General features: G+C 73.7%; 14 protein-coding genes. 3 read left to right on the top strand and 11 right to left on the bottom strand.

Annotated features, from left to right (window positions below; translation table 11 throughout):
• Window positions 1-165: 165 nt before the first annotated feature.
• Together ACZ7FF_RS36215 and ACZ7FF_RS36210 are read right to left on the bottom strand one after the other, a co-directional pair.
• Window positions 166-1005 carry an ABC transporter ATP-binding protein gene (locus tag ACZ7FF_RS36215; RefSeq protein ID WP_470817909.1) on the bottom strand — a complete coding sequence of 280 codons (840 nt, stop codon included), beginning with the start codon at window positions 1003-1005 and terminating at the stop codon, window positions 166-168.
• 55 nt (window positions 1006-1060) lie between these two features.
• Entirely contained in the window at window positions 1061-1975 is a 915-nt protein-coding gene (locus tag ACZ7FF_RS36210) for an ABC transporter permease (protein WP_470817869.1), read from the bottom strand.
• Between the two features lie 206 nt (window positions 1976-2181).
• Here ACZ7FF_RS36210 and ACZ7FF_RS36205 point away from each other — a divergent pair, with 206 nt between their 5' ends.
• Window positions 2182-2820, top strand: coding sequence for a TetR/AcrR family transcriptional regulator (locus tag ACZ7FF_RS36205; protein WP_470817867.1), 639 nt, complete (start codon window positions 2182-2184; stop codon window positions 2818-2820).
• Between the two features lie 98 nt (window positions 2821-2918).
• Here the strand turns inward: ACZ7FF_RS36205 and galE are convergent, their stop codons facing one another.
• Genes galE through ACZ7FF_RS36190 form a run of 3 tightly spaced genes read right to left on the bottom strand, consistent with a single transcriptional unit; the run spans window position 2919 to window position 6898 of the window.
• The gene (galE, locus tag ACZ7FF_RS36200; RefSeq protein WP_470817865.1) at window positions 2919-3899 is read right to left on the bottom strand and encodes a UDP-glucose 4-epimerase GalE; all 981 of its coding nucleotides are present in this window, start codon (window positions 3897-3899) and stop codon (window positions 2919-2921) included.
• A gap of 54 nt (window positions 3900-3953) precedes the next feature.
• On the bottom strand, window positions 3954-5582 hold the full coding sequence (locus ACZ7FF_RS36195; protein WP_470817907.1) for a glycosyltransferase family 2 protein: 1629 nt from the start codon (window positions 5580-5582) through the stop codon (window positions 3954-3956).
• Window positions 5583-5626: 44 nt separating this feature from the next.
• Window positions 5627-6898: a glycosyltransferase 87 family protein gene (locus tag ACZ7FF_RS36190; RefSeq protein WP_470817863.1), complete on the bottom strand. Its 1272-nt coding sequence runs from the start codon at window positions 6896-6898 to the stop codon at window positions 5627-5629.
• Between the two features lie 231 nt (window positions 6899-7129).
• Here ACZ7FF_RS36190 and ACZ7FF_RS36185 point away from each other — a divergent pair, with 231 nt between their 5' ends.
• A complete protein-coding gene (locus ACZ7FF_RS36185) occupies window positions 7130-8623 on the top strand; it encodes a glycosyltransferase family 39 protein (protein WP_470817862.1) in 1494 nt (497 codons plus the stop codon).
• Here the strand turns inward: ACZ7FF_RS36185 and ACZ7FF_RS36180 are convergent.
• Complete coding sequence (locus ACZ7FF_RS36180; RefSeq protein WP_470817860.1) at window positions 8571-9053, bottom strand: MarR family winged helix-turn-helix transcriptional regulator; 483 nt, start codon at window positions 9051-9053, stop codon at window positions 8571-8573. The two genes, ACZ7FF_RS36185 and ACZ7FF_RS36180, sit on opposite strands and share 53 nt — an antisense overlap.
• A 124-nt stretch (window positions 9054-9177) precedes the next feature.
• On the opposite strand from ACZ7FF_RS36180, the gene ACZ7FF_RS36175 reads away from it, so the two are divergent.
• Window positions 9178-9591: an organic hydroperoxide resistance protein gene (locus ACZ7FF_RS36175; RefSeq protein WP_470817859.1), complete on the top strand. Its 414-nt coding sequence runs from the start codon at window positions 9178-9180 to the stop codon at window positions 9589-9591.
• A gap of 183 nt (window positions 9592-9774) precedes the next feature.
• Here the strand turns inward: ACZ7FF_RS36175 and ACZ7FF_RS36170 are convergent, their stop codons facing one another.
• The 5 genes from ACZ7FF_RS36170 to ACZ7FF_RS36150 all read right to left on the bottom strand — a co-directional run bounded on the left by ACZ7FF_RS36170 (window position 9775) and on the right by ACZ7FF_RS36150 (window position 19773).
• Window positions 9775-12006 carry a bifunctional glycosyltransferase/CDP-glycerol:glycerophosphate glycerophosphotransferase gene (locus ACZ7FF_RS36170; protein WP_470817858.1) on the bottom strand — a complete coding sequence of 744 codons (2232 nt, stop codon included), beginning with the start codon at window positions 12004-12006 and terminating at the stop codon, window positions 9775-9777.
• A gap of 154 nt (window positions 12007-12160) precedes the next feature.
• Window positions 12161-13072: a carbohydrate ABC transporter permease gene (locus ACZ7FF_RS36165; protein ID WP_470817857.1), complete on the bottom strand. Its 912-nt coding sequence runs from the start codon at window positions 13070-13072 to the stop codon at window positions 12161-12163.
• The gene (locus tag ACZ7FF_RS36160) at window positions 13069-14349 is read right to left on the bottom strand and encodes a carbohydrate ABC transporter permease (protein ID WP_470817855.1); all 1281 of its coding nucleotides are present in this window, start codon (window positions 14347-14349) and stop codon (window positions 13069-13071) included. The genes ACZ7FF_RS36165 and ACZ7FF_RS36160 overlap by 4 nt, the downstream gene beginning before the upstream one ends.
• A gap of 70 nt (window positions 14350-14419) precedes the next feature.
• A complete protein-coding gene (locus tag ACZ7FF_RS36155) occupies window positions 14420-15805 on the bottom strand; it encodes an ABC transporter substrate-binding protein (RefSeq protein ID WP_470817853.1) in 1386 nt (461 codons plus the stop codon).
• A gap of 236 nt (window positions 15806-16041) precedes the next feature.
• Entirely contained in the window at window positions 16042-19773 is a 3732-nt protein-coding gene (locus ACZ7FF_RS36150) for an FtsK/SpoIIIE domain-containing protein (RefSeq protein WP_470817852.1), read from the bottom strand.
• Window positions 19774-19940: the final 167 nt, after the last annotated feature.

Below are 19940 nucleotides of genomic sequence, written 5' to 3'. Positions count from 1 at the left end.
TTCGATCGTCGAGTTAAGGCCCCCTTCATAACATACTGTCACTAAGAGGATGAAAGGGATGACCTCGTACGGGGGTAAGAGCGGGGCCCAGGAAGGAAGAGCGAGTTCCCGGGCCCCGGGTTTCACCCTCGGGGGTTTTTACGCGGCCAGTTGTTCAGTCGCGGTTCACGCGGCCTTCTTGGGAGAGGGCTTCTTGTCCGTCTTGTCGCCGGTGAAGGCCTCGTACTCCTTCATGACGTCCTCGGTCGGGCCGTCCATGCGCAGCTCCCCGCGTTCCAGCCACAGGGTCCGCTCGCAGGTGTCACGGATCGACTTGTTGTTGTGGCTGACCAGGAAGACCGTACCCGCCTGCTCGCGCAGCTCGCGGATCCGCTCCTCCGAGCGCATCTGGAACCTGCGGTCGCCGGTGGCGAGGGCCTCGTCGATCAGCAGGACGTCGTGGTCCTTGGCCGCGGCGATGGAGAAGCGCAGGCGGGCCGCCATGCCGGAGGAGTAGGTGCGCATCGGCAGGGTGATGAAGTCGCCCTTCTCGTTGATCCCGGAGAAGTCGACGATGTCCTGGTAGCGCTCCCTGACCTGCTCCCGGGACATGCCCATGGCCAGACCGCCGAGGTAGACGTTGCGCTCGCCGGTGAGGTCGTTCATCAGGGCCGCGTTCACGCCGAGCAGCGAGGGCTGGCCCTGGGTGTAGATGTGGCCGTTCTCGACCGGCAGCAGGCCGGCGACGGCCTTCAGCAGGGTCGACTTGCCGGATCCGTTGGTGCCGATGAGCCCGATCGCTTCACCCTTATAGGCGACGAACGAAACGTTCTTCACCGCGTGCACCCGGCGCACGCCGGCTGCCTTCTCGGCCTTCTCGCGGCGCATGATGCGGTTGAGGGCGGCGGTCGCGGAGCCCCGGCCCGAGCCGGTGCCGTTGACCCGGTAGACGATGTCGACGCCGTCGCAGACGACGGTGGGGATCTTCTCGGCGTTCGCGAGGCGCTCGCGCTTCTCGCGCAGCATGCGCGCCTCGGCTGACTCCTCGTCCTCGGGGTTCTCGGGGTTCTCGGGGGTGTACTCAGCCACGGCCGTACTTCTCCTCTGCCTTCCAGAAGTAGATGAAGCCGCCGACACCGACGACCAGCGCCCAGCCGATCGCCGTGGGCCACACGTGCGGGGGCAGCTGCTTGGCGTGGAAGCTCTTGATCAGGCCGTATCGCATGAGGTCGATGTAGACCGCGGCCGGGTTGTTCTCCAGCATGATCGTCACGATGTGCGGGAGGTGGTCCTTCTTCGTGAGCTTGCTGATGCTCCACATGACGCCGGACACGTACATCCAGGTGCGCAGCACGAACGGCATCAGCTGGGCGATGTCCGGGGTCTTGGCGCCCATCCGCGCCATGATCATCGCCATGCCCGCGTTGAACAGGAACTGCAGGGCCAGCGCGGGGATCACCAGCAGCCAGCCGGCGGTGATCGGCAGGCCGAAGCAGAGCAGGATGACGACCAGCGCGGCCATCGAGAACAGCAGCTGCTGGAGCTGCTGGATGCAGAAGGAGATCGGCAGGGCGGCGCGCGGGAAGTGCAGGGCGCGCACCAGGCCGAGGTTGCCCGAGATCGCCCGGGTGCCGACCTGGATCGAGCTCTGTGTGAACGTCCACACGAACACGCCGGTGACCAGGAACGGGATGTAGTCCGGAACGCCCTTCTTGGTGCCGAGCAGCACGCCGAAGATGAAGTAGTAGACCGCCGCGTTCAGCAGCGGGGTCATGACCTGCCAGACCTGGCCGAGCTTCGCCTCGCTGTACTGCGCGGTGAGCTTGGCGGTGGCGAAGGCGGTGATGAAGTGCCGCCGGGCCCACAGCTGGCGGACGTACTCCGGCAGCGTGGGACGGGCGCCGCTGACCGTCAGGCCGTGCCGGGCGGCGAGCGCCGCGAGATCGTCTTCGGCCGGGGCCTGGGTCGGGGGCGGTGTGTCGAGGACCTGGCTCACATCCGCTGCTTTCACTCGGGGGGAGGGGGTGCTGCGATCCGGACGGGGCCGGGGCCGCGGCATGCACGACCCGTCTTCCGGCGTTTCCTTACGCTTCTCTTCACGTTCTCTTACGTCGAGACGGGACCGTATCGTCGCATCGCGAGCGTAGAACCAATCGACGTCGGAACGCAACCGTTTCGTCGTGACGCCCTATGCTTGTTCGCATGACGACGAACGCCGCCGAACCCGCCGACGCGTCGCCGACGCGTGCCCGCCGACGTGCCCCGGCGGGGGCCGCCGTGCTCCGTGAGGACGTGACCGAGGCCATTCGCGCGGCCGTCTTCGAGGAACTGGCGGCGGTCGGCTACGCCCGCATGAGCATCGAGGGGATCGCGCGGCGGGCGGGCGTCGGCAAGACGGCGGTGTACCGGCGCTGGCGTTCGAAGCTGCACCTGGTCCTGGACGTGGTCTCCGCGATGGCGGTGCTGGGCCTGCCGGTCCCGGACACCGGCTCCCTGGAGGGAGACCTGCGGCTGCTGTACGAGGTGACGTCACGCGCCCTGCGCCACCCGGTCGCCTCGCAGATCATCCCCGACCTGCAGGCCGAGGCGGCCCGCAACCCCGACATCGCCGACGCCTTCCAGAAGGCCCTGCGGGACGGGCAGGAGGGCGTCGCCAGCAGGATCGTGGCGGCGGCGGAGGCACGCGGGGAGGTGCGCGCGGGGCTCGACGCCGACCTCGTCCTCGACCTGATCTCCGGCCCGCTGTACTGGCGCTCGGTGGTCATCCGCTCCCCCAAGCCCCCGAAGGGCTACCTGGAGAAACTGGCGCGCGCCACGGCGGGGGCCCTCAGGGCCCTATGAGCCCCCGGCCGGCCCCGGGCCGGCCGAACCCGCCCGTGACCCCCGTGGCGGCGGGGGTCGGGCGTGCTGTCGCCGGCGCCGCGACTTCGCGGGGGCCGCTACGCGCGGGCGGCCTCCGGGTGGTGGTGGAGCCAGCCCTCCCAGGCCGAGGTGATCATGTCCTGGGTGTCGTACTTGGCCTGCCAGCCCAGTTCGGTGGCGATGCGGTCGGCGGAGGCGACGACGCGGGCGGGGTCGCCGGGGCGGCGGGCCGTGACGGTCGGGGGGCGGTCGTAGCCGGTGACCGCGTTGATGCGGTCGATCATCTCGCGGACGGAGACGCCCTCCCCGCGGCCGATGTTCAGGGTGAGGTCGGTGCCGGGCGTGGAGCGCAGCGCCCGGGCGACGGTGACGTGGGCCTCGGCCAGGTCGACCACGTGGATGTAGTCGCGCACGCAGGTGCCGTCGGGGGTCGGGTAGTCGTCGCCGAAGATCCGCGGCGCCGCGCCCTCGGTGAGCTTCTCGAAGACCATGGGGACCAGGTTGAACACGCCGGTGTCGGCGAGTTCGGGGGCGGCCGCGCCCGCCACGTTGAAGTAGCGCAGCGAGGCGGTGGCGAGCCCGGTCGCCCGGCCCGTCGCGCGCACCAGCCACTCGCCCGCCAGCTTCGTCTCGCCGTACGGCGACATGGGGAGGCAGGGGGTCTCCTCCGTGACCACGTCCACGTCCGGCATGCCGTAGACGGCGGCGGAGGAGGAGAACACGAAGGAGGGGACCTCCGCCCGCGTCACCGCCTCCAGCAGGACGCGCAGGCCCTCCACGTTCTCGCGGTAGTAGTGCAGCGGGAGCTCCACCGACTCGCCCACCTGCTTCTTCGCCGCCAGGTGCACGACCCCGGTGATCTCGTGCTCGGCGAGGACCTGGGCCAGCCGGTCGGCGTCCAGGGTGGAGCCCCGCTCCAGCGGCACCTCGGCCGGTACGCGCTCGGCGACTCCCGTGGACAGGTCGTCGTAGACGACCGTGCGTTCGCCCGCCTCGGTCATCGCCCGTACGACGTGCGCCCCGATGTATCCGGCGCCGCCGGTGATGAGCCAGGTCATGTGGCCGTCTCCTCGTCTGTTGGCCCCCGTGTGTCAGTGAATCAGGGGGCTGTCTCAGTGAACCAGGCGGCGGAGCCGGCCGCGGAGCACCTGCAGGACCCCGCTCACGCCCGCCGCCAGGCGCACCGCGAGCGCGCCGGAGTGCGTGGCGTACGGCTGCACCAGGAGCACGCCGTACCGCAGGCTCGGGACCGCGCGCCGGCGCAGCCGGCCGGCGCCCGCACGGGCGTGCGCGGTGATCTCCCGGTGCGTGCCGTCCGCGAAGCGCAGGGTCAGCCGCAGGTCCCAGGTGCCCGCGCCGAGACCGGCCAGGTCGACCGGCACCTCGGCGGTCCAGACGTCCGCGCCCGAGGACGCGAGGGGGATCGTGGTGAGCCCCTGGGTCCGGTCGTCCTCGCGGGACTCCCAGACCACGTCCAGCTCGCACGGGTCCGCCTCGGCCACCCGGCCGTACAGCTCGTGCAGCCGCAGGCACAGCGCCGTGGCCCGCCCGCGGGGGCTCAGTTCCGCGTCCACCGCGAGCGGCAGCACATGGGTGGGGCGGGTCAGGAACGGGGTGAGGGTGACCTGGGCGAGGTCGTCGGACCACACCGGGACGCCGTCGGGGGTCTGGGCGTACGGCGGCAGCAGGCGCGCCGGGCGGGCGGCCAGTTCCCGCAGCCTGGGCAGGTCGCGCGGCCCGGGGGACTCCACGATCACCCGGCCGAGCAGCCGGCCGGGCGCGGACGGGTTCAGCTCCCAGTCGGCGGCGTCGTAGCGCTCCAGGTACTCACGGGTGTGCGTCCACCACGCGTCCCGGTAGTCCGCGTCGCGCAGCCCCAGCTCGCGCACGTACATGCGCACCTCGTGGTCGAGGAACTTGGCCCGCGCCGCCCGCGCCAGCTCCTTCTGCCCGGCGCCCAGCAGGATGTCGTACGCCAGCGCGCACGCCTCGGTGCGCGCCTTCCAGTTGCCTATGTGCGCCCGGTCCAGGGAGAGCGACAGCTGCTCGGCCGACCGGCGCACGTGCCACACGTACACGCGCTCCGGTACGAGCACCATGCGTGGGCCGGCCGCCAGCACGCGCGAGGTGAAGACGATGTCCTCGTAGAGGAAGCGGCCCTCGGGGAAGCGGATGCCGTGTTCGCGCAGGAAGTCGGTGCGGTAGAGCTTGTTGACGCACAGCGTGTCGTGGACCAGCCGCGGCCGCTGGGCGGGGCGGGTGAGCACGGTGTGCGCGGCGTAGAGGGACTCCTGCCAGGGCTGCTCGCGCCCCGAGGGCAGCTCCCTGCGCACGCACAGGCCGCTCGTGACCTCGGCGTTCGCCTCCGTGGCCGCCGTCAGCAGGGCGTCCACCGCGCCCGGCGGCAGCACGTCGTCGCTGTCCAGGAACATCACGTACGGCGCGGTCACTGCCTCGATGCCGGTGTTGCGCGGGGTGCCGCAGCCGCCGCTGTTCTCCTCCCGGCGCACCACCCGCAGCCGGGGCTCGGCCTCGGCCATCCGGGCGAGCAGTTCGGCGCTGCCGTCCGTGGAGCAGTCGTCCACGGCGATCACCTCGGCCACCGAGGGCCCCTGGGACAGCGCCGAACGCACCGCGTCGCCCACGTGGGCGCGGTCGTTGTAGCCGATCACGACGACGGCGACCCGTGAAGATCGCTCGGTCGCGGAGGCCTTGGGCAGGTCGGACGGGTCAGGGTGCATGGAGTCCACGGGCCGGGAGCGTAGAAATGTTCGGTAATACCCCGTTAAGAGAGGCTTAACGTTCGGTCCGGAAGACGGTGGGAATCGGGCCGGGGTTCCGTCGTTTGCCCGCTCTTTGCTGCCGGTGGCCTCGCGGCCCGCCACAACCGGGCGAAGGACACCAGCGCGGCGGCCGTCAGCAACCCGTTCCGGCCGAGCATCAGCAGGCAGCCGGCCCAGCTGCCGACGATCACCTCACCGTAGAGCATCGGGTACACCGCCGTGCTCAGCGCCGTCGCCAGGAGCACCAGCAGGGCCACCGGGCGCTGACTGGTGCGGCGCGAGGTCAGGCAGACGGCGGTCAGGCCGAGCAGCCAGACCATGTACTGGGGGCTGATCACCCGGCTGGTGACCGTGAACAGCAGCACCGCGCACAGCGCCGCGTCGTACGGCGTGGCCTCGCTCCAGCACCGGGCCCGCACCCGCCACAGCACCAGCACGCCGAAGGCGACGGCCGTGAGCGCGAGGGAGGCGGTGGCGACGCCGGGCACGTGCGGGCCGACCATCTCGACGGCGCCGTACCGGTAGCGGGGCCGGCCGGGCCAACCGGCGTGCCGGGCGAGGTTGAGCGCCGTACCGCCGAGCGACTCGATCTGCACCCCGCGACCGCCCTGCTCGCGCAGGAAGGACAGCGGATGGCGGAACGATACGGCGAAGAGGCCCAGGGCGGCGGCCCCGGCGGCCGCCGCCCACACCCACGCCGTGCGGGTCGTCCGTCCCCGGGGAGCGCCCAGCAGCACCAGCGCCGGCCACCCCTTCACCAGCGCGCCCAGCGCCCCGAGCACCCCGCCCGCGCGCGGGGAGCGCTCCAGCGCCAGCAGGGAGAGGACGGCCAGGGCGGTGACCTGGACGTCGTACCGGGCCAGCGGAAGGTGCAGCAGCAGCGGCGGTCCGCCGGCCCAGACGGCCGCGCCGCGCAGGCTGCGCCCGGGCCGGCCGCCCACGCGGACCAGGACCACCGCGGTCAGCGCGTCCACGGCGAGCGTCAGTGCCACGAACGCCTGAAAGTACGTCAACCCCGGTACCAGGCCCGGCACCAGCAGTACCGCCCCCGCGCCGGGCGGGTACTGCCACAGGGTGTCGCCGGACGGGAAGGAGCCGTGCGCGAGGACGCCGTACCAGTGGAAGTACAGGCGCCACACCTCCCGGGCCACCGCACCCCCGCTGAGCAGGGAGGAACTCTCGTGCGCGAGCAGCCAGAGCATCAGGGCCCGGGTGGCGAGCCAGGCGGCGGTGAGGGCGAGGACCGGGCCGGGGGTGACACGGAGTCGGTTCATCACGTGGGAGCCTAAGCCGGGCTGATGGTGTATCCCTGCCGATACGCCGCAACGGCCAACAAGAGTTGGCTAATCACAAAAGATCGGGCCATGGTGAACGTCGGGCTTGGTGTGAAAGCGCAGTCACGGAACCCCCGTTCGCGCCGGACGGCCGGGGCGGCGGCGGTCGTCCCGGCGGGCGCGACGGGGCACACCCCCCGTCGGGTACCGGCACGGATCCGCGGTGCCGCCGTGGTGTGCCTGCCCGCGCTGGTGATGCTGGCGCTCGGGCTCTGGCGGCTCGACCGGGGCGGGATGTGGCGCGACGAGGCCGTCACCTACCAGGTGGGGCGGCGCACGGTGCCGCAGATCTGGCGGCTGCTGCACGGCGTGGACGCCGTGCACGGCCTGTACTACCTGTTCATGCACGCCGTCCTCGCCGTCCGTCCCGGCGAGGTGGTGCTACGGCTCCCGTCGGTGTGCGCGGCGGCCGCGACGGCGGGCCTGGTGGCCGCGCTGGGCGCCCGGCTGTTGCGGCCGCGCGCGGGGCTGTGGGCCGGACTGCTCTACGCCGTCAACCCGATGGTCGGCCACTACGCCCAGGAGGGCCGCTCCTACGCGCTGGTCGCGGCCGGCGCCACCTGCGCCACCCTGCTGTTCGTCCGTGCCGTGCGGGGCGCCTCCTGGTGGGCGTACGGCGCCGTCCTCGGTCTCACCTGCTGGCTGCACGAGTTCGCGGTCCTGCTGCTGCTCGCCCACGCGGTGGCCCTGGCCTCGGCCCGGGCGGCGGCGCGGGTGTGGCGGGGGTGGGCGTGCGCGGCGGGCGCGGTCGCCCTCGCGCTGGTGCCGATGGTGCTGGTGTCGCGGGCGCAGGCGGCCCAGGTGGCGTGGCTGCAGAGACCCACGACGGACACCGCGCGGGAGCTGCTGCGGGAGTTCCTCGGACCGGCCCCGGGCGTGTACTGGGGGTGTCTGGGGCTCGCGGTGGTGGGGCTCGCCGGTCTGGTGGGAGCGCGCGGGGAAATCACCTGTGCGGGTGTGGCGCTGCCGTTGACGGTCCTGCCGCCGGTGGTGCTGATGCTGGCGTCGCAGGTCTCGCCGCTGTACGTCGACCGGTACGTGCTGTACGCGCTCGCGGGGGCGCCGTTGCTGGCCGCCGCGGGGGCCGAGCGGGTGGCGGGGCTGCTCGCCCGTCCGACGGGCCGCCCCGCCCGGGGGTCCGTCGCGGTCACCCTCGCCGGGGTCCTCGCCGTCTGCCTCGTCCTCGCCCAGCAGTTCCCCCTGCTGCGTGCGGACCGCGACCCCGCGGCCCGTCCCGACGACCTCGCCGCCATCGCCCGGACCGCCTCGCGCATGCGGGACGGCGACGCGGTGATGTACCTGCCGTCGTACACGCGGAACACGGCGCTGGCGTACCCGGGGGCGTTCCGGCGGGTGCGGGACGTGGCGCTCGCGGAGCCGGCGGACGTGTCGGGGACGCTGTACGGCAAGGAGGTCGCGCCGGCGGAGCTGCTGGGGCGGCTGGCCCGGCTCGACCGGGTGTGGGTCGTCGCCGACCGGGCCGTGCTGGCCGGGCGGTGGACCCCGCGCAACCCCGTGGAGCGGGCCAAACTCGCCGTGCTGCGCAGGGAGTTCACGGACGGCGGAGAGGCGGTGCGGGGCCGGGCGGTCGTACGGCTCTACGTCCGTGCGGTCAGTGCGCGGAGCGGGCCTCCGCCACCGCGGCCGCGTCCAGCGCGGTGGTGAGCCGGTCGAGCCGTTCGCGCAGCTCGACGATCTCCGTCAGGTCGAAGCCGGTCGCCCCCATGATGCGGCGGGGGACCTCCAGGGCCCGCTCGCGCAGGGCCGTTCCCTCCTCGGTCAGCAGCACCCGTACCGACCGCTCGTCCTGCGCGCTGCGCTCGCGGCGCACCAGGCCGGCCGCCTCCAGCCGCTTGATCAGCGGGGACAGCGTGCCGGAGTCGAGCCGCAGGTGCTCGCCGAGCTTCTTGACCGGCAGGTCCCCCTGTTCCCACAGCACCAGCATCACCAGGTACTGCGGGTAGGTGAGTCCGAGGTCCTTGAGGATCACGCGGTAGACGCCGTTGAAGGCGCGGGACGCGGCGTGCAGCGAGAAGCAGATCTGGCGGTCCAGGCGGAGCCAGTCGGAGCCGGGGGCGGTGGGCGAGGCGGTCATGGCCTCAGGATAGCTCTTGCGACCGATTCAGTTGTGTGCAACTTAATTGTGTGCTCTACTTGAGCTCGTCCGGCGGCCGGGACAGGAGCCGCCGGAACACCGACTTCGTAAAGGGATGGTCTCCATGGACGCGCTGTACACCGCCGTCGCCACCGCCACCCACGGCCGTGAGGGCCGTGCCGTCTCCTCCGACGGCAGGATCGACCTCAAGCTGGCCCCGCCGGTGGAGCTGGGCGGCAACGGTGAGGGCACCAACCCCGAGCAGCTCTTCGCCGCCGGTTACGCCGCCTGCTTCGGCAGCGCCCTCGGCCTCGTCGGCCGCCAGGCGAAGGTGGACGTCAGCGAGGCGGCCGTGACCGCCGAGGTCGGCATCGGCAAGCAGGGCGAGGGCTTCGGCCTGAAGGTCACCCTGCGTATCGAGCTGCCGGACACCGTGGATGAGGCGACCGGCCGCAAGCTGATCGAGACCGCCCACCAGGTCTGCCCCTACTCCAACGCCACCCGCGGCAACATCGAGGTCGACCTCGTCGTCGAGTGACACCCGCCCAGGGCCTGGCCCGGCAGCCGGATGCGGCTGCCGGGCACGTCCTCGTGCGGCAGCGCTTCCGTCGTCCTGCGGACACGGCCGGGCCGTCCCGCCGGACGCCAGGTGGACGGCCGGCTCGGGGTGGGCCGCGTCGAACCGAGGGGCATGGGGAACTCCCGGTGGGACAGGCGGTGTTCAGGAGCGTCCGGTGACGGGAACGGGCCCGGAAGGCTGCGGCACGGTGGTCAGCGGGGTGCGTGCGCGGGCCGCGGGCGGCGCCGGTGTGCGCTCCTCGAGCGGGACCACCGGCAGCGGCTCCGTCTCGCCCAGCACCACGTGCCGTACGACCCGTTCGGCGGCGCGGCCGTCGTCCCAGGGGCAGAACCGCTCCCGGAACGCGGCCCTCAGCCGGGCGGAGCGCGAGCCGCACCAGTGGCCTGAGGCGAAGACGTCGATCAGCTCGTCCTCGCCGCGCGCGACCGCGCCCGGCGGGAACTCGCCCAGGTCGAAGTAGACGCCGCGGGTCGCCTCGTACGCCTCCCGGTCCGGGGTGTGCAGGACGATCGGCCGGTCCAGGGCCGCGTAGTCGAACATGACCGACGCGTAGTCGGTGAGCAGCGCGTCCGAGGCGAGGCACAGGTCCGGCACGCTCGCACGCCCGGAGACGTCGATGACCCGGACGCCCTCGGCCGGCACGTCACCGGGCGTGCGGGCCAGGACCGCGAAGCGCGGGCCGAGGCGGCGCAGGAACCGCTCCAGGTCCAGCTGCGGCAGCTGGGTGCGGCGGTGGTCGCGGTGCGCGGGCGCGTACAGGATCGCGACCGTGCCCTCGGGGACGCCGAGGGACTCGCGCAGCCGGGTCACGTCCGCGGACGTCGCCCGCTGGAAGACGTCGTTGCGGGGCGAGCCGTACTCCAGGGTGGTGTACCGGCCCGGGTGGACCCGCTCCCAGGTCAGGGTGGAGTGCCGGTTGCCCGACAGGACGTGGTCCCACCGGCCGGCCTCCCGCAGCAGCTCCTCGAAGTCCGTGTCCCGGGCCGCCGCCGGGCGCTCCTGGAGGTCGAGGCCCGCGTGCCCGAGCGGGGTGCCCTGCCGGGTCTGCACGTAGACCTGTCCGAGCCGCTTGCGCATCCCCCGGTCGAAGGCGGTGTCGGTCACCAGGTACGTGGAACGGGCCAGCGCCGTCCAGTACGCGGCCGTGCCCCGGCCGACGCGCCGCGGGCCCGGCGGCACCGTGTGCCCGGGCCCGGGACCGGCGACCCAGGCGGTGGCGATGTGCGGGGCGTACGCGCGAAACGCCTCCTCCAGGGCGCCCGGGTCGCCGCCGTGGCCCCGGCCCCCGTCGGCGGCGAACACCGCCCGGTCGGGACGCAGGGGCAGGCGCAGCTGGACCCGGTAGTGCAGCCGGAGCAGGCCGGAGCGCACGGCGCGGGCCGACTTCACCGCGGACTTCCCGACGCGCCGGCGGACGGCCGCGGCCAGCTGGAGCGCCCGGAAGGTGCGGTGCAGACCGAAGCGGACCAGGGCGTGCCGGCGCCGCAGCCGCGCGCCCGGTACCCGGTGGCGGCGGTAGTGGGCGCGGGCCCGGCGCAGGAACTCGCCGTGGCTGCCGCGCGGCAGCCTGCCCCGCCGGGTGAACACCACGGCGTAGTGGTCGATCATCCGCCGGAACAACTCCGGCCGCCAAAGGTCCAGTTCGGGATGGTCCGCGACGTAGGCGAACACCCGGTCGTACTGCTCGAAGAGGTCGAAGTGCCGCCGGCTGGTGGTGCCGAGGATGTTTCCCTGGCGGCGCTGCCGGTAGTGCACGCACACCCGGTCCAGGGTCGCGACCGTCTCCGCCGCCATCAGCACCGGGAAGGTCCAGGCGGTGTCCTCGTAGTAGCCCGGCGGGAAGGCGAACCCCCCGGCCGCCACGAACTCCCGCCGGTACGCCTTGTTCCAGGCGACCATCAGCACCCTGATCAGCCCCGGCCGGTCCGCGAGGCGGAACGGCGCGGGACCCTCCTGGGCCAGCTCGGCCGCGAGGTGGTTCCGCTCCGCCGTGCCGTCCCAGTAGGTGCGCGCGTAGTCGTACACCAGCACGTCCGGTTCGGCCGTCTCGCCGATCCGGTCGGCGGCCGCCCGCAGCGCGCCCGGGGTGAGCGTGTCGTCGCCGTCCAGGAAGACCAGGTAGTCGCCGGTCGCCACGGCCGTGCCCGCGTTGCGGGCCCGGCCGAGGCCCTGGTTCTCGGCCAGGTGGACGGGCCTGACGCGCGCGTCCCGGGCCGCGTACTCGTCGATGACCGCGCCGCAGGAGTCCGGGGAGCAGTCGTCCACCGCGATCAGTTCGAGGTCCGGGTACGACTGGGACAGCACGGAGTCCAGGCACTCGGAGAGGTACGCCTGGACCTCGTACGCGGGGACGATGACACTGAACCTGGGCAAGGGGCATCCATGGGTCGGTCGGCGCGGGCCTTCTGCCCGGGAACGGCCGATGGAGTGACCTGGTTACGGCTCGGGCGCCGATCGGGGTACATCGCGGTGAACGGAAAGGGGCGAACCGTCGCCGGCCCGCCCCTCAACCGTGCTCCCGGAGGGGCTACTTGACCGCGCCCGCCATCACGCCGGTCACGAACTGCCGCTGGAACGCGAAGAACACGGCCAGCGGGATCACCATGGAGATGAACGCGCCGGGCGCCAGCACGTCGATGTTGTTCCCGAACTGCCGTACCTGCGTCTGCAGGGCGACCGTGATCGGCTGGGTGCCGGACTTGGTGAACACCAGCGCGACCAGCATGTCGTTCCACACCCAGAGGAACTGGAAGATGCCGAGGCTCGCGATCGCCGGCCCGCCGAGCGGCATCACCACCCGGGTGAACAGCCGCAGTTCACCCGCGCCGTCGAGCCGGGCCGCCTCCAGCAGTTCGCGCGGGATCTCCGCGAAGAAGTTCCGCAGCAGGAACACCGCGAACGGCAGGCCGAAGCCCGTGTGGAACAGCACCACCCCCAGGATCGTCCCGAACAGCCCCAGCTTGCCGAAGAGTTCGGCGATCGGGATCAGCGCCACCTGCACCGGCACCACGAGCAGGCTCACCACGCCCAGGAACCACCAGTCCCGACCCGGGAACTCCATCCACGCGAACGCGTAGCCCGCGAGGGAGCCGATCACGACGACCAGCAGGGTCGCCGGCACCGTGATCAGCACCGTGTTCCACAGGGAGCCGGTGATGTCGCCGTTCTCCAGCAGCTTCTGGTAGCTGTCGAAGGTCAGCTGGGAGGGCTTGGTGAACACCGTCCACCAGCCGCTCGCGCTCATGTCCTCGGGGGAGCGCAGCGAGGAGATGAGCAGGCCGATGGTCGGCACCAGCCAGAACAGGCCCACGACGACCAGGAACGCGCGGACCAGCCCGCCGCTCAGCCGCTCCGCGATCCGCGAGCCGAGCGACTGCCGTGCTCCCGCCGTCGCGCCGACGGGCGCCACCTTCCCCATGCCCTCGGCGGTCGCCGTCATCGCCGCACCTCCCGCCGCAGCCGACGCACGTTGAACAGCATCACGGGGATCACCAGCAGCAGCAGGAACACCGCGATCGCGCTCGCGACGCCCGGCTGGCCCTCCGCGAAGCCCTTCCGGTACAGCTCCAGGGCGAGCACGTTCGCGTCGTCCTGGGAGGAGCCGGGGGCGATGATGTAGACGAGGTCGAACACCTTCAGCACATTGATCATCAGCGTGACCACGACGACCGCGAGCACCGGCGCGAGCAGCGGCACGGTGACCCTGCGGAACACCTGCCACTCGTTGGCGCCGTCCACCCGCGCGGCCTCCAGCAGTTCCCGGGGCACCCCCGCGAGCCCGGCCGCGATCAGCACCATGGCGAAGCCCGCCCACATCCACACGTAGGATCCGATGATCGCCGGGGTGACCAGCGTCGGGCCGAGCCACTCCACGCCGTTGTACGGCTCCCGGAAGTTGTCCGCCGGCAGCCTCAGCCGCGCCCCGTCCGCCGACGCGGGCAGCATGAAGGTGCCGTCCGCGGCGGCCTTCGTCGAGGCCACCACCTTGCCGTCCTTCACCGCCTCGATCCGCATCCCGGCATAGCCCAGCTCGGACGGGTCGGGCGCGCCGAGCCTGCCGACCCCCTTGCCGCGGGTGAAGTCCTGCCAGGTGGTGCCGGTGACCTTCCCCGGCTCGGGCCTCGCGGCGACGGCCTTGCGCGCGCTGTCCGGCATCTGGTCCGGGGCGACCCCCACGAGCGGGAGCGCCACCGGCTGCCCGGCGTGCACGGCGGCCCGGGTGAGGAAGCCGCCCTCCTGGGCCACGAGCGGCGACTCACGGCCCGGGTGCGCCTGGGGGAACGCCGAGGACTGCGCGAAGGTGTCGTGCACCCCCACCCACACCGCGTTCGCTACGCCCTTGTGCGGGTCCTGGTCGTACACCAGCCGGAAGATGATCCCGGCCGCGAGCATCGAGATCGCCATCGGCATGAAGACGACCAGCTTGAACGCCGTTCCCCAGCGCACCCGTTCGGTCAGCACCGCGAAGATCAGCCCGAGCGCGGTGGACACCGTGGGCGCGAACACCACCCAGAGGATGTTGTTCTTCAGCGCCGTACGGATGCCGTCGTCGGTGAAGATGGCCCTGTAGTTGTGGAAGCCGGCGAAGCCGTCGCCCGAGGCGTTGTAGAAGCTGCGGACGAGGGAGTACCCGATCGGGTAGACCACGAGCGCGCCCAGCAGCACCAGGGCGGGCAGCAGGAACAGGACTGCCACGGTCTTGCGGGTGCCGGTCACGCTTCTGCGACCGCGGGACGCGGCGGGACCCGGTGGGGCCCCGGCCGCCGCTGCCGACGCCATGGCCGGATCAGCTCCCGCTTCCGTACGCGGCCGCCGCGTCCTTCTCCAGTTGCGCCTGGGCGCCCGCGACGTCCTTGGGGTTCTTCAGGAAGTCCTGCAGGTCCTTCCACTCGCCCTTGCCCGGGGTGCCGCCGAACGCCTGCGGTGCCTGGTCGGACATGTCGAAGCGGAAGTCGTCGCCGGACGCGATCAGCGCCTTGGCGATCTTCTGCTGCACCGCGTTCGGGTACGCCGAGACCGGCACGTTCTTGTTGGGCGACAGGTAGCCGCCGAGCTTCGCCTGGATCGTCGCCGCGTCCGGGGAGGCGAGGAAGGTGACCAGGGCCTGCGCGGCCTTGGAGTCCTTCAGGACCACCGCCGCGTCGCCGCCGGAGACCACCGGCGCGGTCGAGCCCACGGCCGGGAACGGGAACACCTTCGCGTCCGTGCCCACCTTCGCCTTGGTCTCGGCGATGTTGACCTGCACGAAGTCGCCCTCGTACACCATCGCCGCCTTCGGCTGGTCGCCACCGGTGAAGGTCTGGGTGACCGAGTTCGGGAACTCCGTCTGCAGAGCGCCGTCCTGACCGCCCGCCAGGTAGTCCTTCTTGCCCCAGATCTGCGCCAGCGTCGTCAGCGCCTGCTTCACCGACGGATCGGTCCACTTGATCTTGTGCTGGGCGAGCTGGTCGTACTTCTCGGGGCCCGCCTGCGACAGATAGACGTTCTCGAACCAGTCGGTCAGCGGCCAGCCGTCCGCGCCGGGCACCGAGAACGGGGTGACACCGGAGTCGTACACCGCCTGGGCGGTGGTCAGCAGGTCTTTCCAGGTCTTGGGCTCCTTGGCGCCCGCGTTCTCGAAGACCTTCGCGTTGTACCAGACCAGCGACTTGTTGGCGGCCTTGTAGTAGACGCCGTACTGCTTGCCGTCGACCTTGCCGATGTCCTGCCAGCCCTGCGAGTAGTTCGCCCGGAGCTGCTTCAGGGCATCCGGCCCGACCGGCTTGGCCCAGCCCTTCTGCACGGCCTGCTTGATGGCGCCCGGCTGCGGCAGCATCGCCACGTCCGGCGGCTGGCCGCCCGCGATCTTCGAACCGAGGAAGTTGATGATCGGGTCCTGCGCGGGCACGAAGGTGACCTTCGCACCGGTGCGCTTCTCGAACTCCGCGAGGACCTTCTTGAAGTTCGTCTGCTCCTGGCCGGTCCAGACGGCGGCGATCTCCAGGTTCGCGCCGTTCAGCTTCGGCAGTGCGACGGAGGAACCGCCCGCGGTGGGGCTCCCGCCGTCGCCCCCGCCGCTCTTCTCGTCCTTGCCGCCGCTGGAGCAGGCGGTGAGCGCGAGGGCTCCCGCGAGCAGTGCGGCGCACGTGGCGACGGCCCTGTCTGTCCGGATGGTGCTGCTCGTTCTGCGCATCACTTCCCCGTTCGTCGTTCTCCGTTGAACGTCGTTGAACATCAGAAGAGTGTCCCGTGCGCTCCGGTCTACGCCGGGCCGCTCAAGGGCGGCAAGAGCGCCTGCGCCGTACGGCATCTCATCGTGACCCGCTCGTGACCGGCGGCGTATGCGCGCGGACTTCGGGGGACCGCCGGTCTCCGGCCACGGCCCCGGTCACCGCCGCGGTCACGGCTGCGGTCACAACAGGGAGGGCATCACAGCAGGGAGGGCACCTGTGCCGCCGCGACCTCCCGGGCGGCCCGCTCCACCGCGCTCGCCAGCAGCGCCAGGTCCGTGGGGCCGTTGCCCAGCTCCCGGACCGGCCGGCGGGCCGGCGGGTCGCCCATGCGCTGCCAGTCCAGCGGGACCACCGTGGGCCGCTGGGTCGCCGTCCGCGGGATACGGCCGGTCACCCGGCCGCCCTGGAAACCGACGCTCCGCCCGTCCGCCCACACCAACCGCCCGCGTCCCGGCGCCGGTTCGTCCGGTCCGGGCATGGCGGCCTCCAGCGTGACCCTGAGCCCGGCCCGGCGCACCGGCTCGGTCTCCGCCGTACGGCCCCCGGTCGCGGCCGCCGCCACCAGGTGCACCCCGAGCCGCTCGCCCTCCCGGGCCACCGCCTCCAGCGCCCGCATCACCGACCCGGCGGCGGGCCGGCCCGGCGAACCGAGCGCGGGGGAGACCAGCGCGTCCAGGTCGTCGGCGACCACCACCAGCCGGGGCAACGGCGGCGCGGCCTCCGCGCGTTGCCGGGCCGCCGCGCCCGGCCGCAGCCGCAGGGTGGAACTGGGCGGGGCCTCTATGTCGCCGTTGCCGACCGGGGCGCGCTGGGCGACGATCCGGCCGGAGACCTCGCGCCCCGCGTGCCACTGCGCGAAGTCGGTCCGCCCCAGCAGCTCGGCCCGCCGCTTCAGCTCGGCCGTCAGCGACTGCGCGAACTCCCGCATGCGCACGGGGTCGTTGGCGACGAGGTGGGTGGTGACGTGCGGTATGTCCGTGCACGCGCGCAGGCCCTCGCCGCGCGCGGCGCCCGCGCCGGTCCCGTCCCGGCCGTCGATCAGCACCACGCTCAGCCGGTCCGGCCGCTCGGCTGCCGCCAGCGAGGCCACCGCGGCCCGCAGCAGCTCCGTACGGCCGCTGCCGGGCGGCCCCTCGACCAGCAGGTGCGGACCGTCGGCCACCAGGTCCGCGGTAACCGGGCCGCGCGGTCCGGCACCGAGCACCGCGCGGGCCCGGCCGCCCAGCGCCTCGGTGTCGTCGGCGGCGTCCGCCCAGCGCGCCATCAGTGACGCGGGGGTGGCCCGGGCCAGCCCCAGCTCGTCCAGCAGCCGCGCCGACTGCGGCAACGGCGTGGCCACGCGCGCGTGCGGCTCGCCGGGCGGGCCGTCCGGGCGCAGGGGCGCCAGTGCCCGCGCGAACCGCTCCGCCCAGGCGGCGGAGACGGCGTCCACCGCGGCGACCGTGCCGGTCCCGACGGGACCGCCCGGCGCCACCCGCAGCAGCTGCAGCGCGCCGGCGACGTCGCCGCTGAGCAGGGCCACGGCACCGCAGTGCCGGAACGTCGGGGTCGCCGCGCACGCGGCCTCGTACGTCGTCGCCACGGGGGAGGCGGGCGAGGCCGGGTCGGTCTCGGCCAGGCACAGCACATGGATCCCGGCCCGCGGCCCGGCCACGGCGAGCCGCGCCACGGCCTCCCGCAGCGCGGCGCCGCCGGGATCGCCGTCCACCACGACGACCGTGTACGGCCCCGCGAACCCGACGGCCCCGTCCGGCCCGGCGTCCTCCCTGGCCCAGGAGGGCCGCCGGCCGGGGGCGGCCACCGGGGCGCCGGGAGCCCGACCGGGGCCGTGGGCCGCTCGGTGTGGCGCGGGCGGGGTGCCCTGGTCGACCGGGCCGGCGGGGGCGCCCGCGGCGAAGCCCGGGGTTCCGGCCGTCCCGGGCGCGGGAGGCGTGGGCCCGGCCTGGCCGGGGACGTATGCGCCCGGGACCCCCTGGCCGTGGGGGGCGTGGCCCTGGGCGGAGGGGGCGGGCCCAGGGTGACCGGGGGCGTACGGGCCCGGCTGGGCCTGGGCATGGCCGCCGGGCGCGGTCGGGGCCGTGCCCGCGGGGTGGGGCCGGTTCTGGTCGTACGGACCGGGTGCGGCCTGGTCATAGGGACCGGACGCGGCCGGAACGGTGCCCCGCACGGGTGCGGTGGAGCGGTCGTACGGGCCCGGCTGGGCCTGGCCGTGGCCGCCGGGCGCGGTCGGGGCCGTGCCCGCGGACCGGGAGGTGCTCTGGGTGGGGATCCTCGGGGTGCCGGCAGGCGTGCCGAGTGCGGGCGCGCCGGGTGCCGGGACGCGCGTGGGGTGCGCGGCGGTCCTTCCCGTGGCCGCGTGGTCCTCCAGCCGGCGCAGGAGCTCCTCCGTGCGGGCCGCCGCCTGTTCCCGGTCGTAGGCCAGCAGCAGGCGGCAGTCCTGGCCGTGCCCCGGCCTGACGTGCGGGAGCCAGCCGAGCCAGGACCACTCGGCCGCGCGCTCCTCCACCGGGCGCGAACGGTCGGCGCTGATCAGCACGATCTCCAGCAGATCCGGCGAGTGCAGCGCGGCGAGCTGGGCCACCACGGCACGGGCGAGGCCGGACAGCCGGGGACGCGGCCCGGCGAGACCCAGCGCGCCCGCCTCGCGCGGCGCCGCGGTCACCGGGACGGCGGGCAGCAGCCCGGAACCGCCCGGCGCGCTCCGGTCGGCGGTGCCCAGCCGTACGGTCAGCGCCTCCGGGTGTCCCGGCCCCCGCTCCCACAGCCGGGGCCCGGGGCCCAGCACCGTCAGCAGCAGGGCCGCCGGGTCCGGCCAGGTGTCCGGCCGCCGGGGTGCCTCGGCCACCGGGGCGGCGCCCGCCGGGGCGGCCGTTGCGCGGAACGTCTCCGGGACCTCCTGCTGCTCGGCCCGCCCGCCGGCCAGCCGCCGGGCCCAGGCGCCGATTCCGCGCCGCCGCGTGCCCTCGCCGGGCCCGCCGGCACCGAGGCGTCCCACGTGCGTGTCCCCGCCGTGGGCCGGATCCGTGCCACGGCTCTCCATGCCCGGCGCCCCGCCCTGCCCCGGGACCGCGGGCGCCTCCCGCCGCCGGTGCTCCTGGGCCCCCGCGCCCCCGCCGGCGGCCCCCCAGCCGGCGGGGGCGTAGGAATGCCCCCCCGAGGCCGTCGTTCCGGAAAGCTCCACCCGCTGGGCCCCGAAGGAACCGGAGGGTCCATCGGCCCCCGGGGCCCCACCGTCCGCCGAGGACTGCCCGCCCCCTGCGGCGACCCGTACGCACCCTTCCCCGTCGGCCACCGTCTCCACGCGGGCCCCGGGTCCCCCGGAAGGAGTAACCCGCAGCGCCGATTCGCCGATCCGCAGCAGCGCCCCGGCGGGGAACCGCACCGGACGGTCGGTGACGCGCACCGCGTCGAGCGTCGTGCCGTTCGTGGACCCGAGGTCGGCGACCGAGACGCGGCCGTCCGCGCCGACCGTGACCGCGCAGTGCAGCCGGGAGACGTCGGGGTCGTCCAGCGGCACGTCGGCCTCGCCGGAGCGGCCGACGGTGATGCGGCCGCCGTGCAGCAGATGGACCCCGCCCGCGTCCGGGCCCGCGACCACGTGCAGCTGGGTCGGCGCGTCGTCCAGTTCCGGGTGCGGCTCGGCCACCGCGGGGGCGCCCAGGGACAGCACGGCGCCGTCGACCAGCGGAGGCTCGCCGAGCGTGGAGCGGCGCAGGTCCAGGCGGTCGGTGCCGGCGTAGATCACGACGGCCGCGCCGCCGGTGTCCCGGCCGGTGCCGCCGTCCCCGCCGCCCGCTCCGGCCAGTGCCGACGCGACCGCGCCGAGTTCCGTGCCCGCGGGCGCCGTGACCAGCACGTCGCGGCTCGCGGCGCGGCCCCGCTGCGGGGAGGGGCCCAGCGGGTCTACGACGGTCAGCCGGATCTGCATCGGCGTCAGCGGTCCCTTCTGCGCGGGTCTGCGGGCGCGGACTTCCCCCCACCCCACACGAGCACGTCGGCCAGTACTGGGAGGCATCCTCGCACCTGCCACCGACAACGCGCCCGGCACCCGGTAATAAGTGATCTTGATTGGTCGGCTCTGCCCCCAAAAGTGCC

Source organism: Streptomyces sp. NPDC037126, from assembly GCF_055605965.1.
This window is presented reverse-complemented; position numbering and strand designations above follow the sequence as displayed.

Excerpts from the sequence above, each read along its gene's own strand:
- ACZ7FF_RS36215 (WP_470817909.1), bottom strand. The coding sequence starts at position 1,005 with ATGCTGCGCGAGAAGCGCGAGCGCCTCGCGAACGCCGAGAAGATCCCC.
- ACZ7FF_RS36205 (WP_470817867.1), top strand. The coding sequence starts at position 2,182 with ATGACGACGAACGCCGCCGAACCCGCCGACGCGTCGCCGACGCGTGCC.
- galE (WP_470817865.1), bottom strand. The coding sequence starts at position 3,899 with ATGACCTGGCTCATCACCGGCGGCGCCGGATACATCGGGGCGCACGTC.
- ACZ7FF_RS36195 (WP_470817907.1), bottom strand. The coding sequence starts at position 5,582 with ATGCACCCTGACCCGTCCGACCTGCCCAAGGCCTCCGCGACCGAGCGA.
- ACZ7FF_RS36190 (WP_470817863.1), bottom strand. The coding sequence starts at position 6,898 with ATGAACCGACTCCGTGTCACCCCCGGCCCGGTCCTCGCCCTCACCGCC.
- ACZ7FF_RS36180 (WP_470817860.1), bottom strand. The coding sequence starts at position 9,053 with ATGACCGCCTCGCCCACCGCCCCCGGCTCCGACTGGCTCCGCCTGGAC.
- ACZ7FF_RS36175 (WP_470817859.1), top strand. The coding sequence starts at position 9,178 with ATGGACGCGCTGTACACCGCCGTCGCCACCGCCACCCACGGCCGTGAG.
- ACZ7FF_RS36165 (WP_470817857.1), bottom strand. The coding sequence starts at position 13,072 with ATGACGGCGACCGCCGAGGGCATGGGGAAGGTGGCGCCCGTCGGCGCG.
- ACZ7FF_RS36155 (WP_470817853.1), bottom strand. The coding sequence starts at position 15,805 with ATGCGCAGAACGAGCAGCACCATCCGGACAGACAGGGCCGTCGCCACG.
- ACZ7FF_RS36150 (WP_470817852.1), bottom strand. The coding sequence starts at position 19,773 with ATGCAGATCCGGCTGACCGTCGTAGACCCGCTGGGCCCCTCCCCGCAG.